This window comes from Mycobacterium sp. MYCO198283, assembly GCF_021213805.1.
GTDB lineage: Bacteria > Actinomycetota > Actinomycetes > Mycobacteriales > Mycobacteriaceae > Mycobacterium.
Window position 1 is genome coordinate 332,860 of the sequence record NZ_JAJQJI010000005.1, and the last position, 13,036, is coordinate 345,895.

Annotated in this window: 13 protein-coding genes; 7 read left to right on the forward strand and 6 right to left on the reverse strand. The window is 71.1% G+C overall.

What is annotated here, in order from left to right; genetic code table 11:
- Positions 1–3 precede the first annotated feature (3 nt).
- From yidD to LV457_RS12480, 7 genes are all read left to right on the forward strand, one after another.
- Positions 4–306 carry a membrane protein insertion efficiency factor YidD gene (gene yidD / locus LV457_RS12450; RefSeq protein WP_232171507.1) on the forward strand — a complete coding sequence of 101 codons (303 nt, stop codon included), beginning with the start codon at positions 4–6 and terminating at the stop codon, positions 304–306.
- Positions 281–1,384, forward strand: coding sequence for a membrane protein insertase YidC (gene yidC, locus LV457_RS12455; RefSeq protein ID WP_374198825.1), 1,104 nt, complete (start codon positions 281–283; stop codon positions 1,382–1,384). Before yidD ends, yidC begins: the two co-directional genes overlap by 26 nt.
- Before the next feature lie 31 nt (positions 1,385–1,415).
- Positions 1,416–1,961 (forward strand): R3H domain-containing nucleic acid-binding protein, encoded by a 546-nt coding sequence (locus LV457_RS12460; RefSeq protein WP_232171470.1) that lies wholly within the window; start codon positions 1,416–1,418, stop codon positions 1,959–1,961.
- A gap of 45 nt (positions 1,962–2,006) precedes the next feature.
- The gene (gene rsmG / locus LV457_RS12465; protein ID WP_232171471.1) at positions 2,007–2,705 is read left to right on the forward strand and encodes a 16S rRNA (guanine(527)-N(7))-methyltransferase RsmG; all 699 of its coding nucleotides are present in this window, start codon (positions 2,007–2,009) and stop codon (positions 2,703–2,705) included.
- Complete coding sequence (locus tag LV457_RS12470) at positions 2,702–3,646, forward strand: ParA family protein (protein WP_232171472.1); 945 nt, start codon at positions 2,702–2,704, stop codon at positions 3,644–3,646. Before rsmG ends, LV457_RS12470 begins: the two co-directional genes overlap by 4 nt.
- The gene (locus LV457_RS12475) at positions 3,643–4,608 is read left to right on the forward strand and encodes a ParB/RepB/Spo0J family partition protein (protein ID WP_232171473.1); all 966 of its coding nucleotides are present in this window, start codon (positions 3,643–3,645) and stop codon (positions 4,606–4,608) included. The genes LV457_RS12470 and LV457_RS12475 overlap by 4 nt, the downstream gene beginning before the upstream one ends.
- A gap of 123 nt (positions 4,609–4,731) precedes the next feature.
- A complete protein-coding gene (locus LV457_RS12480) occupies positions 4,732–5,442 on the forward strand; it encodes an acetyltransferase (protein ID WP_232171474.1) in 711 nt (236 codons plus the stop codon).
- A gap of 7 nt (positions 5,443–5,449) precedes the next feature.
- Here the strand turns inward: LV457_RS12480 and LV457_RS12485 are convergent, their stop codons facing one another.
- From LV457_RS12485 to LV457_RS12510, 6 genes are all read right to left on the reverse strand, one after another.
- Entirely contained in the window at positions 5,450–6,643 is a 1,194-nt protein-coding gene (locus tag LV457_RS12485) for an N-acetylmuramoyl-L-alanine amidase (RefSeq protein ID WP_232171475.1), read from the reverse strand.
- A 109-nt stretch (positions 6,644–6,752) separates the two neighbouring features.
- The gene (trxA, locus tag LV457_RS12490) at positions 6,753–7,088 is read right to left on the reverse strand and encodes a thioredoxin (RefSeq protein WP_232171476.1); all 336 of its coding nucleotides are present in this window, start codon (positions 7,086–7,088) and stop codon (positions 6,753–6,755) included.
- Between the two features lie 25 nt (positions 7,089–7,113).
- Complete coding sequence (trxB, locus tag LV457_RS12495) at positions 7,114–8,076, reverse strand: thioredoxin-disulfide reductase (protein WP_232171477.1); 963 nt, start codon at positions 8,074–8,076, stop codon at positions 7,114–7,116.
- An 88-nt stretch (positions 8,077–8,164) separates the two neighbouring features.
- Positions 8,165–8,743, reverse strand: coding sequence for a hypothetical protein (locus tag LV457_RS12500; protein ID WP_232171478.1), 579 nt, complete (start codon positions 8,741–8,743; stop codon positions 8,165–8,167).
- 87 nt (positions 8,744–8,830) lie between these two features.
- Complete coding sequence (gene sigM, locus LV457_RS12505) at positions 8,831–9,418, reverse strand: RNA polymerase sigma factor SigM (protein WP_232171479.1); 588 nt, start codon at positions 9,416–9,418, stop codon at positions 8,831–8,833.
- A 57-nt stretch (positions 9,419–9,475) separates the two neighbouring features.
- Positions 9,476–13,036: lipid II flippase MurJ (locus LV457_RS12510; protein ID WP_374198828.1), on the reverse strand; the 3,561-nt coding region annotated here is incomplete at its 5' end.

Here is a 13,036-nt window from a genome sequence, read left to right on the forward strand (position 1 = left end):
GGCCTGCGGCGGCTGCCGGCCCGGGCGGCGATCCTGCTGATCGAGCTCTACCGCACCTACGTGTCGCCGATGCGACTCCCTACCTGTCGCTTCACGCCGACCTGCAGCCGATACGCGGTGGACGCCCTCACCGAATACGGGCTGCTCCGCGGCGGCACGCTCGCCCTCATCCGGCTCGCGAAGTGCGGACCCTGGCATAGGGGAGGATGGGACCCGATACCCGAGCGCGGTGCAGCCCGCCCGGACACCGACCCCGGCGCGCCGCGCGCCACCGACGACGATGTCAGGAGCCGAACGCTTGTTTAACTGGTTGAGCCTGGACATCATCTATTACCCCGTGTCGGGGATCATGTGGCTCTGGTACAAGGTCTTCGGCCTGGTGCTCGGCCCGTCCAACTTCTTCACCTGGGCGCTGTCGGTCATGTTCCTCGTCTTCACGCTGCGCGCCATCCTGTACAAGCCGTTCGTGAAGCAGATCCGCACGACGCGGCAGATGCAGGAGCTGCAGCCGCAGATCAAGGCGCTGCAGAAGAAGTACGGCAAGGACCGCCAGAAGATGGCGCTGGAGATGCAGAAGCTGCAGCGCGAGCACGGGTTCAACCCGGTCCTCGGCTGCCTGCCGATGCTCGCGCAGATCCCGGTGTTCCTCGGGCTCTACCACGTGCTGATGTCCTTCAACCGCACGCAGACCGGTGTCGGCCGGCTCGGCCTGTCGGTGGAGGCGAACGCTGCGCTCGGCAACTACTTCTTCAGCGCCGAGGACGTCCGGAACTTCCTGAGCGCCGACCTGTTCGGCGCGCCGCTGGGCGCCACCATGATCCAGCAGCGTGGCCTAGAGGCGTTCGTGAACTTCGACCGCTGGGCGGTGGTGGCCGTAGGCGTGCCGTTGATGATCGCCGCGGGCATCGCGACGCACTTCAACAGCCGGGCGTCGGTGGCCCGCCAATCGGCCGAGGCGGCGGCGAACCCGCAGACGGCGCTGATGAACAAGCTGGCGCTGTACGTCTTCCCGCTGGGCGTCGTCGTCGGCGGCCCGTTCCTGCCGCTCGCCGTCATCCTCTACTGGTTCGCCAACAACATCTGGACCTTCGGCCAGCAGCACTACGTGTTCGGCCGGATCGCGAAGGAAGAGGAAGCCAAGAAGCAGGAGGCGCTCGATCGGCGGGCGGCCAACGCGCCGGCGCCCGGCGCCAAGCCGAAGGCGAAGAAGACGCCGACCGCCGCCGTCGAGGTGGTGGACAGCACCGCTGTCGAGGACAGCGCCGAGGGGCCGGGTACCGATTCGCCACCGCCGAAGAACGGCAACCGAACCAACGGCCGGGGCAACGCCACGGCGCCGCGGACCCCGCGGCCGGGCGCCAGGTCCAAGAAACGCAAACGCTGACCGGGACACCGGCCTGACGAAGGACGAACACATGACGAACGCCGAGACCACCGAACGCAGCGAGCAGGTCGACCAGGAGCCCGAGGCGACGGAGACGGCCCACGGCGAGGACCTGGAGGACCGACTGGTCGCCGAAGGCGAGATCGCCGGCGACTACCTCGAGGAGCTGCTCGACCTGTTGGACTTCGACGGCGATATCGACCTCGACGTCGAGGGCAACCGCGCCGTGGTGAGCATCGACGGTGGCGACGACCTCAGCAAGCTGGTCGGCCGCAACGGCGAAGTGCTGGACGCACTGCAGGAGCTCACACGGCTGGCCGTGCACCAGAAGACCGGGGAGCGCAGCCGGCTCATGCTCGACATCGCCAACTGGCGTCGGCGCCGCCGAAACGAGCTCGCCGAGCTCGGCGCCAAGGTCGCCCGCCGTGTGTTGGAAAGCGGTCAGCCGGAGCAGCTGGCCCCGATGACACCGTTCGAGCGCAAGATCGTGCACGACGCGGTGGCGGAAATCGACGGCGTGCACAGCGAGAGCGAGGGCGCCGAACCGTCGCGCCGCGTCGTCGTCATCGCCGACTGAGAATTGCACGCCTGTCATTTCGAGCACCGGCGGCCACCGGGGAGGATGTTTCACGTGAAACATGGCGTCGCTCCGCCGCCCCCGTCGGTCGCCGAGGTCTTCGGTGAGCAGACCGACAACGCCGTCGCCTACGCGCACCGACTGGCCACCGACGGTGTGGAACGGGGACTGATCGGTCCGCGCGAGGTCGACCGACTCTGGGAGCGGCACCTCTTGAACAGCGCCGTGGTGGCCGAGCTGCTGGGCCCCACTGAGCGAGTCGTCGACGTCGGCAGCGGCGCCGGTCTGCCCGGCATCCCCCTCGCGCTCGCACGTCCGGATCTGCGGATGACGCTCGTGGAGCCCATGCAGCGGCGCGTAGCCTTTCTCGCCGAGGTGGTCGAGGCGCTGACGCTCAATGTCGAGATCGTCCGTGGCCGCGCCGAAGACCGCGCGGTGGTGCAGCGAGCCGGGGAGGCGGACGCGGTGGTCTCCCGGGCGGTGGCGCCGCTGGATCGGTTGGGCCGCTGGTGCGCGCCGCTGCTGCGGGACGGCGGCCGAATGATTGCGCTGAAGGGTGAGCGAGCTGCGGCGGAAGTGGCCGCTCACGGCGCGGCATTGCACGCACTTGGTCTGCACGACGTCAGGGTGGTGAGATGTGGCGTGGACGTTCTAGAGCCGGCCGCGACGGTGGTCGTCGCGCACCGAGCCCGCGGTCGGATGCCGGCAGCGGCGAAGCGGCGGACCGCCGGGGGACGGCAATGAGTTCGACGGACAACCGCGACGGCCGCTCGAGCGGCCATGTTTCACGTGAAACATGGCCCGCCACGACCGACCTGCACTCGGACACGCCGATCGCGGCGGCCGCCGAGCAGGCGATGCGAGTACTGCACAGCGCACGCGGCCAACTCCCGCGCCCCGCACGGCAGCGCATCTTCACCATCGCGAACCAGAAGGGCGGCGTCGGGAAGACGACGACGGCGGTGAACATGGCAGCGGCGCTCGCGCTGCAGGGCCTGCGGGTGCTCGTCATCGACCTCGATCCGCAGGGCAACGCGAGCACCGCGCTGAGCATCGAACACCGGCCCGGTACGCGGTCGTCCTACGAGGTGTTGATCGGCGACATCCCGATCGCCGACGCGGTGACGCGGAGCCCGCACAGCGAGCGGCTGTTCTGCGTGCCGGCGACGATCGACCTGGCGGGCGCGGAGATCGAACTCGTCAGCATGGTCGCCCGAGAGGGCCGGCTGCGTACCGCACTGTCGGGTCTCACGTCCGACTTCGACTACGTCTTCATCGACTGCCCGCCCTCGCTGGGATTGCTCACCATCAACGCGCTCGTGGCGGCGCCCGAGGTGATGATCCCGATCCAGTGCGAGTACTACGCGCTCGAAGGCGTCGGCCAGCTGCTCAACAACATCGGCATGGTCAAAGCCCATCTGAATCCCGCGCTCGACGTCACCACCGTGCTCCTCACCATGTACGACGGGCGCACCAAACTGGCCGACCAGGTGGCGGAGGAAGTCCGCCGCCACTTCGGCGACAAGGTGCTCCGCACCGTCATTCCGCGCAGCGTCAAGGTGTCCGAAGCGCCGGGGTTCGGAATGACGATCCTCGACTACGACCCCGGTTCGCGTGGCGCGCTGAGCTATCTCGATGCCAGCCGAGAACTCGCCGAACGCGGCCGATCGAAGGAACGCGCATGAGCCAACCGCAGCGACGCAAGGGCGGCCTCGGTCGCGGGCTCGCCTCGTTGATCCCCACCGGACCGGCCGACGGAGACGGCACCCGGATGGGGGAAGCGGCCGCGGACGTCGTCATCGGCGGTGCGCAGCCGACCGCAGCGCGCGGCGAGGTGGGCGCCGTGTACCGCGAGATCGATCCGTCGGCCATCGACCCGAACCCCCGGCAGCCGCGGCAGGTGTTCGACGAGGAGGCGCTCGCCGAGCTGGTGCACTCGATCCGCGAGTTCGGTTTGATGCAGCCGATCGTCGTCCGGGCGGTCGAGGGCTCGCCGCGCTACCAGCTGGTGATGGGGGAGCGGCGGTGGCGGGCGGCGCAGCAGGCGGGACTGGCGACCATCCCCGCGATCGTCCGGGAGACCGCCGACGACAACCTGCTCCGCGACGCGCTGCTGGAGAACATCCACCGGGTGCAGCTGAACCCGCTGGAAGAGGCGGCGGCCTACCAGCAGCTGCTCGACGAGTTCGGCGTCACCCACGACGAACTGGCCTCCCGCATCGGTCGATCCCGTCCGCTGATCACGAACATGATCAGGTTGTTGCGGCTGCCGATCCCGGTGCAGCGCCGCGTGGCCGCCGGCGTGCTGTCGGCCGGTCATGCCCGCGCGCTGCTGTCGCTGGAAGGCGGGCCCGAGGCCCAGGAGGAGCTGGCCGCGCGGATCGTCGCCGAGGGCCTGTCGGTCCGGGCGACGGAGGAAGCCGTCACGCTGGCCAACCGCGCGGGCGGCACCGGCACCACCCCGCCGGCTCGCCGCAAGCCGATCCAGATGCCGGGCCTGCAGGACGTCGCCGAGCAGCTGTCCACCACCTACGACACCCGGGTGACCGTCAGCCTCGGCAAGCGCAAAGGCAAGATCGTCGTCGAATTCGGGTCCGTCGACGATCTGCAACGCATCGTGTCGATGATGAAGGCCCATGGCGCCTGAACCGCCGGACCCGGACGTACCCGGGCGTTACGTCACTGTGACGGCGGCAGTGGCGGGTGGCGCCGATGCTGTTGCGGCACAACCGTATTGCTGTCGAGCGTCGCACGGACGCGCGGAACACTAGTGTCTGCTCGAATCACGTCGCTGCGGCTCGAGGACTTCGAGCAGCTGCCGAAGCATGCCCGCCGGTGCGTGTTCTGGGAGGTCGACCCGCAGACGCTCCGCGACCACCTCGCGGATCCGGAGTTCGAGAAGGAAGCGTGGCTGTCGATGGTCATGCTCGAGTGGGGCTCCTGCGGTCAGCTGGCGGTGCCCGCTGGCGAGATCCGGCCCGACCGTTCGCTCGAGCCGGCATGCGTGGGCTACGCGTTCTACGCGCCGCCGCGGGCGGTGCCCCGGTCGCAGTGCTTCCCCACCGGTCCCGTCAGCGCCGACGCGGTGCTGCTCACGACGCTCGGACTCGAGGCGGACCATCGCGACGAGGCGCTCGCCGAGGCGCTGCTCGCCCACGTGGTCAACGACCTGGTGCGCCGCGGGGTGCGGGCGCTGGAGTCCTTCGGCCGGACGGCCGCCGCGGCCGAACTGCAGGATCCTGCGGCGGTGCCGGCCGAGGTGCGCCCGGTGGTGCAACCGCTGGGGGACTGCTCGTACGACCAGTGCATGTTGGCGGCCGACTTTCTCGTCGACGCCGGCTTCTCGGTGGTCGCGCCGCACCGGTATTTCCCGCGGCTGCGGCTGGAACTGGACCAGGGTCTGGGCTGGAAGGCCGAGGTCGAGGCCGCCCTGGAGCGGCTGCTCGAAGCGTCGCAGCTGCAGCCGGTCGGACAGGCCTGACCGGAGGCTACTGCGGAATACCGCCGGCGCGCTCGACGGCCAGTTCGTGGGCCAGCAGTTCGGCGAAGGTGAACGTTCCGGTGGGCCGGTCGTTCTTGCCCAGCAGGTACAGCCGCTTCACTGCGGCCAGGATGCCCTCGGCGATCGCATCGCGCGTGGCGGTGCTCACCAGCATCCCGCGGTCGCGCGGATTGCTGATGTAGCCGACGTCGACCTGGACGGTGGGCATGCGAGTGAGCCGCAGCAGGTCCCAGGTGCGGCCGTGGGTCCGGCAGTCCTGTAAACCGGTGCGCGCCACCACTTCCCGCTGGATGAAGTCGGCGAGGTTGCGACCGATGGTCGACACCGAGCCGTGGGAGTTACCGAAGTGGAACGACGCCATCCCGTTGGGGGCGGGGGACGGCTGGGTCTCGCAGCGCAGGCTGATCATCAGGTCGGCACCGACGGTGTTCGCGGTGGCGGCCCGTTCGGCGTCGCTCGGGCCGTGATGGGCGGGCCGCGACAGGAACGTCTCCATGCCGATCGCCGTCATCCGGCCCTCCAGCCGGGATGCCAGGTCCCACAACAGATCCGCCTCGCTGATCGGGCCGTCGGGCCCCTGCATGATCAGCCCGTGGTCGGCGCCGCCGCGGCCCGGATCGATGATGATCCGCTTGCCGGAGAGCTTCGGTCCGGAGTTGCGCACCAGCTCCTCCTCCCGGATCGCGTGCGGCGAGCCGCCCGTGACGCGGGAGCCGAGGAAGTACAGCGAGCGCAGGGTTTCCGGTCCGCAGATCCCGTCGGCGAACAAGCCGTACTCACGCTGGTAGGACATCAGCGCCTGATGGGTCTGCAGCCCGAAGTAGCCGTCGACCAGACCGGTGTAGAACCCGAGATCCTGCAGCCGCGACTGCAATTGGGCCACGTCGTCGCCGTACATCGGGGCGCCGAACTGGTGGTACAGCGTGCGGGCACCCAATCGGTACGACGCCTCCCGCAGCGCGCGGGCGGTGGCCTCGCCGACGACGCCGTCGACCAGCAGGCCCCGGCGCTGCTGGAAGGCGCGCACGGCCTGATCGAGCTCGGCGTCGAACACCTCGGGGATCGCGTGCCGGCCGGTGCTGAGGTCGGCGTCGGAATCCTCGACCAGCCCCAGCGACGCGAGCGTGGCGCGGATCTCCGACACCGCGCGGCCACGGTCACCGCGGCGCAGACTCGGCATACCAGGCCTTTCGGTCACGGCGCGCGCTGACGCCACAGCGCGGCTGGCGGAAGGAGAAGCTAGCCGTATTCTCGCAGACGGTTACCCGAAAGCGGAAAAACCACGCGTCCTAGAGGACGTCGGCGAGGTCCCGCAGCAGCGCTGCCTTGCCCTTTGCGCCGACGATGCGCTTCACCGGTTGACCGTCGCGGAACAGGATCATCGTCGGAATGGAGCTGACGTCGAAGTCGCGCGCGGTCTCCGGGTTGGCGTCGACGTCGAGCTTCGCGACGGTCAGCTTGTCGCCGTGATCCTTCGCGATCTCCTCGAGCACCGGCGCCACCATGCGGCACGGTCCGCACCACGTCGCCCAGAAGTCGACGAGCACGGGCTTACCGCTGCCCAGCACGTCGCTGGCGAAGGTGGCGTCGGTGACGGCGACGGTGGAGCCGTTGGCTTCGGGCATGGGAGTTCCTTCCGGGGTGGGCGGGTCAGTCGGTGGGATCGCCGACGCCCTGGTCGTAGCCGGCGTGCTCGGCGAGCCAGCGCTCGGCGTCGATGGCGGCCGAGCAGCCGCTGCCGGCCGCGGTGATGGCCTGGCGGTAGATGTGGTCGACGACGTCGCCGCAGGCGAACACCCCGTCGACGGAGGTGGCGGTGGTGCGGCCGCGGACCTCGATGTATCCGTCGGCGTCGAGGTTCACCTGGCCCTTGACCAGCTCGGAGCGCGGATCGTGACCGATGGCGACGAACACGCCGGTCACCGGCAGGGTCGACTCCGCCCCGGCGGTGCTGCGGACCCGCAGCCCGGTCACGCTCGTGTCCCCCTCGACGGACACCACCTGGGTGTTGGTGAGGAACGAGATCTTGTCGTTGGCGCGGGCGCGGTCGAGCATGATGCGTGAGGCGCGGAACTCGTCGCGGCGGTGCACGACGGTGACGGTGCGCGCGAACTTCGTCAGGAAGATCGCCTCCTCCATCGCCGAGTCGCCGCCGCCGATGACCGCGATGTCCTGGTCGCGGAAGAAGAAGCCGTCGCAGGTGGCGCAGGCGCTGACCCCGCGGCCCAGCAGCGCCTCCTCGCCGGGCACGCCGAGGTAGCGCGCGGCAGCACCCATCGCGAGGATCACGGTGCGCGCCCGGTAGGTTTCGTCGCCGACGGTGACGGTCTTGATCTCACCGTCGAGCGAGACGGCGTCGACGTCCTCCATGCGCAGGTCGGCACCGAATCGCAGCGCCTGCTCGCGCATCTCGTCCATCAGCGCCGGGCCCATGATGCCGTCGCGGAAGCCGGGGAAGTTCTCGACCTCGGTGGTGGTCATCAGCGCGCCGCCGAATTGGCTGCCCTCGAACACCAGCGGGTGGAGCTGCGCGCGGGCGGTGTAGATGGCGGCGGTGTATCCGGCCGGTCCCGAGCCGACGATGATGACGTCGTGGACGGTGGAGGAGCTCATACCAGCCTTTCTGCCCGAGTCCGCCGACCCAGGGGTGCGTCGCCGGCGCTAGCTGAAACACCAGCCTAAGCGGCGATGTTCCCGCCGCCTACGGCCGGCGCACCCGCGTCTGCGCGACCAGCCCGGTGTCGGCGGCGCTGCAGTTCGGCCGCACGACCAGCGCCGCCAGCTCGCGCGGCGTGTCGCCGGGCAGGAGCAGCAGGACGGCGGGGCCGCCGGCGATCTCGACCGGCTGCGCCCCGAGCGGCGGCGTGCCGGGGCCGTAGCCGAGGTGGCGCAGGCAGGCGGCGCGGCGGCCCGGCTCGGTGAGCGCCCCGAAGTCGGGTGGGCGGCGCAGCAGTGCGCTGAGTTGCCCGGCGTCGAGCGGAACGGTCGGCTCGGCCATCAGGTGCGCCGGCCGGACCGGCGCCGGATCCGCGGTGCCGGTGTCGCGGGCGAGCGCCACGCCCCCGACGACGACCACCGCGCCCGCGGCGACCGCTCCGACGACCGCCGCCGCCCGGGACGTCCGCCGCGGCGTGGCCGCTGACCGCAGCGCCGCCAGCACGCGCTCGGTGACGACGGGCGGCACCTCGGGTGCCGGGGAGTCGCGCAGCACGGCCAGGTCGGCGCGCAGCGCGGCGAGCACGTCGGGGGGAAGCGGCGCGTCGTCATCGCCGGTGGCCATGGGCGTCCTGACGTCGTAGGTGAGCTACCGCGGTCGGTGATGAGACGGTGCGACGCGGTGATCGGTTCCCGAGCAATTCTCCGTCAGTCACGCACTGCGGTCGGCCGGCACGCGCGGTGAGCCGCTGCGCAGGTGGCCGAGCGACGCCGCGAGCCGGGCGCGGCCCCGCGAGCAGCGGCTCTTGACGGTGCCTTCGGCGACGCCGAGCAGCCGGGCGGCGTCGGCGACCGAGTAGCCCTGCATGTCCACCGCGACCACCGCGGCGCGCTGCTCGACCGGCAGGCGCAGCAGCGCCGCCTCGACCAGGAGCGCCGTCTCGGTGTCGGAGCTGGCGTCGCTGACGGGCAGCACCACGTCGTCGAGGTCGACGGTCGGCCGGCTGATCGTGCGGCGCAACCGGTCGAGGCAGGCGTTGACGACGATGCGGTGCAGCCAGGTGCTCACCGCGGACTCGTGCCGGAAGCGGGCGGCCGCCCGGTGCGCCGACAGCATCGCATCCTGCAGGGCGTCCGCCGCGTCCTCGGGTGTGCGGGTACTGGCCCGGGCGAGCCGGTAGAGCTGGCGCTGATGGCGCAGGAACAGCTGCTCGAACGCGTACGGATCGCCGGCGACGTGCGCCTTGAGCAACTCCGCATCGGTCCGTCGTTCTGCTGCTTCGCCCCCGTAGCTCCCCACGACCGAACACTAACGGCGCCGGGCGGCGCGGCTGCGCACCAATTTTGGCGCCGCGTGCTAAGGGGCGCTGCCTTGCACGGTGATCTCGGAGATCTCGCTGCGGTTCTGGCCGTTCGTGGTGCCCAGCGTGGAGATCCACACGACGAGATTGGACGTCGCCGCGGCGGCCGGCACCGGGATGCGGTTGGGGCCGGGCTGCAGCGTCACCGCGTCGGTCAACTCCTTGGTGTCGGCGAGCAGCGTCGGCGACGGTGTGTCGGCCGACCGGATCTCCACCTGCGTGCCGGTGCTCGAGACGTTGATGGTGACGCCGTTGACGACGGTGGGCTGCGGCAGCTGGAGGATCAACCCGACGCCGCTCTTGAAGTTCGGGAACGGTGTCGGGTCGGTGTAGATGTCGGTGGCCCACGCCGTCGCCGGGTTGCCGTCGATCGCCTGTCCCGCGGTCGACGGGTTGTCCGCGCCGCCGTCGGGTGAGAAGACCGTCGCCTTCACGGGTTTGACGACGTTCGGGTCGCCGGCCGGGGCGGTCGATCCGTCGGCGGCGGACGGCGGGTTCAGGCCGAGTTTGTCGCCGTCGAACGCGTCGCCGCCGACGTCGCCGAACAACCGGTCGACGAACACCGCGACGAGCACCAGCACCAGCACGATGGCGGCGCCGCTGATGGCCAGCCCGATCAACAGCCCGCGCCGCCGGCGGGCGCGGGCCTCCTCGTCGAGCGGCGGCTCGTCGGCCGGCGTGGGGCCGGCCGGCTCCTCGAGCGGGGCGAGCAGCTCGGTGCGGTCGGCCGCCTCGGTGGCCTGCTGCAGCAGGTGGAGAAGCGTTGCCGCAGAGCGGATTCCGCTGTCGGCCCGCAGCGCGCGCACCGCCGCGGCGGAGATCTGGAACGGGATCGCCGGATCGACGGTCTCCGGGTCGACCGCGGCGTCGCCGTCGACGTCCGCCGGCGCGAACCCGCTCGGTTCGCCGTCCTCCGGCAGCGGCCACCGGTTGACCAGCAGCGCGTAGAGGGCGGCGCCGACACCGCGGATGTCGTCTTCGGGCGTGGCGTCGGGCAGCGTCGCCGGGAAGGCCAGCGCCACATCACCTTCGATGCTCACGCGGATGCGGGCGGGGTGGTCCAGCGACAGCGCGACACCGATCTCGTGCGCGGCCTCGGCGGCGGCGGCCAGGGACTGCACGGCGCGGGCGCCGCCGATCGGCGACGGTGCGGTGTCGGCGACCTCCTGCAGCGAACCGCCGCGGATCCACTCCGACACCACGAGCCCGCCCCAGTCGGTGCGCACCACGTCGAGCACCCGCGCGACGCCCGGCCGGTCGATCCGGCTCAGCAGCAGCGTCCGCTCGAGGGTCCGGTCCACCTGCTCGTCGGTGAGCAGCCCGTCGGGGTCGACGAACGTCAGCGCCACCTGCCGGTCGAGCGCGGTGTCGAGGGCCTGCCAGAACTGCAGCGCGGACGGTCCGCCGTGGAAGACCAGCAACCGGTAGCGGCCGTCGGCGACGGTGGCGCCAGGGATCAGGTGGACGTCGGTCTCGCCGCGGGTGGAGTTGGTGGACGACTGTGGGGCCTCGAAGGCGAGCGGTTCGCGGGTCGGGTCACCGGCGAAGTCCCCCGGCCCGCGCCGCGGCGGCGCCGACACGATCTCGGTGGGAGCGTCCTCGACCACGTCGGGCTGGAACTCGTCGGCGGCGGGCGCCCGAGACGATGCATCAGTGGCGGCATTACCCGGCGAATCGTCGGTCACGCCCACTCCTTCCGGCAACCTGGGTCCCCCAGCTCCTGGCATCGGGCGCACGCGCCCGCCGGACCCCCGCGTCGATCCCCGAGTCGCCGCGGCCGAGTACCGCGCACCAGCGTACGGGACAGCGGCGTTCCGTCGTGGCTGGTCGGCCGCGCGATTCGGGCCGGCGGCGGAGCCGCCCATGGATGTGGCGCGGCCGGGGAGCCGCCGGCGGACGGCGGCCAGCGCAGCCTGCGCCTCGGGCACCTTCGCGGCCAGCAGCACCCCGACCACGATCGGCACCATGATGAGGCCCAGCAACAGCAGGCGCAGCAACGAGCCCGCCCCGCCGGCCACCGCGGTCAGCGTGTCCATTCCGGCGGCGCGGTCGACGACGTAGGCGACCAGCCCCGCGAGCAGCGACGAGGCGACCGTCACCAGGATCGTCCGGAGCACCTCGACGTTCACCAGCTGCCCGTTCGGCGGTTTCAGCGCCCGTCGCAGCAGCACGTAGCCGATCGTCGCGCCGGTCAGGAAGCCGAGCCCGTTGGCCATGCCCAGGTAGGCGGCCACCAGCTGCGGGTCGCTGGCGACGTGCGGAGCGAGCAACGAGGTCGCGATCTTGACCGCGGTGATCGCGATGATGATGAGGATCGGTGTCCACGGCTCGTGGCGGGCGTAGAACACGCGCAGTTGCAGCAGCACGAGCGCGTACGGGATCAGCGTGAAGGACGACAGGGCGATCGCGGCGCCGAGGTAGCCCGCGTCCGTGTCGCCGAAGTTGCCGTAGGCGAAGAGCGCGCTGCCGATGGCCGGGCCGCCGACCGTCATGAACGCGACGATCGGGATGAGCGTCACCATGGTGAGCCGCGTCGCCAGCGACAGGTCGCCCAGCACCCCGGCGGTGTCGTTGTTGGCGGCGTTGCGGGACAGCCGGGGCATCACCACGGTGAGGACCGTGACCCCGATCAGCCCGAACGGCAGCATCAGGACCATCCAGGTGTAGTTGTAGATCGCCGGTCCCGACGCGGCGGCCGTGCTGGCGATCTGGTTGCCCACCACCAGCCCGAGCTGGCTGATCAGCACGTAGAGCACCATCGCAGCGGCCATGGCGCCGAACTGTTTGAGCCGGTCGTCGAGCCCCCACAGCGGGCGCAGGCTGATGCGTTGGCGGACGATCGTGACCAGCAGCACCGCGCACTGGGCCGCCACCCCGAGCGTGGTGCCGATGCCGAGCACCAGCAACTTCGCGTTGCCCATCTCGACCGGGTCGATCGACAGCTCGCCGGGCACCAGCAGGTAGACGCCGAGCGTGGCGATCGCGACGACGTTGTTGACGACGGGCGCCCACGCCGGCGCGCCGAACACGTTGCGGTTGTTGAGCAGTGCCATGAAGACGCTCGACAGCCCGTAGAACAGCACCTGCGGCACCAGCAGGTAGGCGAAGGCGACGGTGAGCGGTTGGTTCACCCGCGGGTCGTCGCCGAGCATCAGCCGCACCAAGAGCGGCGTCAGCGCCACCGACAGCGCGGTCGCGACGAGCAGCAGCGCGGTCGCCAGCGTCACCAGCCGCCGCACGAACGCCTCGCCGCGGTCGGGGTCTTCGCGCTCGGCCCGCGCCAGCACCGGCACGAAGATTGCGGTGAACGTCGCCTCCAGCACCAGCGCCGCGATGAGGTTCGGCAGCTGGTTGGCGACCGAAAACGCGCTCGACAGCGCCGCGCCGAGGATCGCGGCGAGCAAGACGATGCGGAAGAACCCGGTGATGCGGCTGATCAGCGTCGCGAACGCGATGCCCCAGGACCGGGAGACGACGGCCGCGTCGCTGAGCTCGGTGCGGCGCCGGCCGGCCGGCAGCGCGCGCGGCGGTGGCCGGTGGGGCGGGCGCGGCGGCGG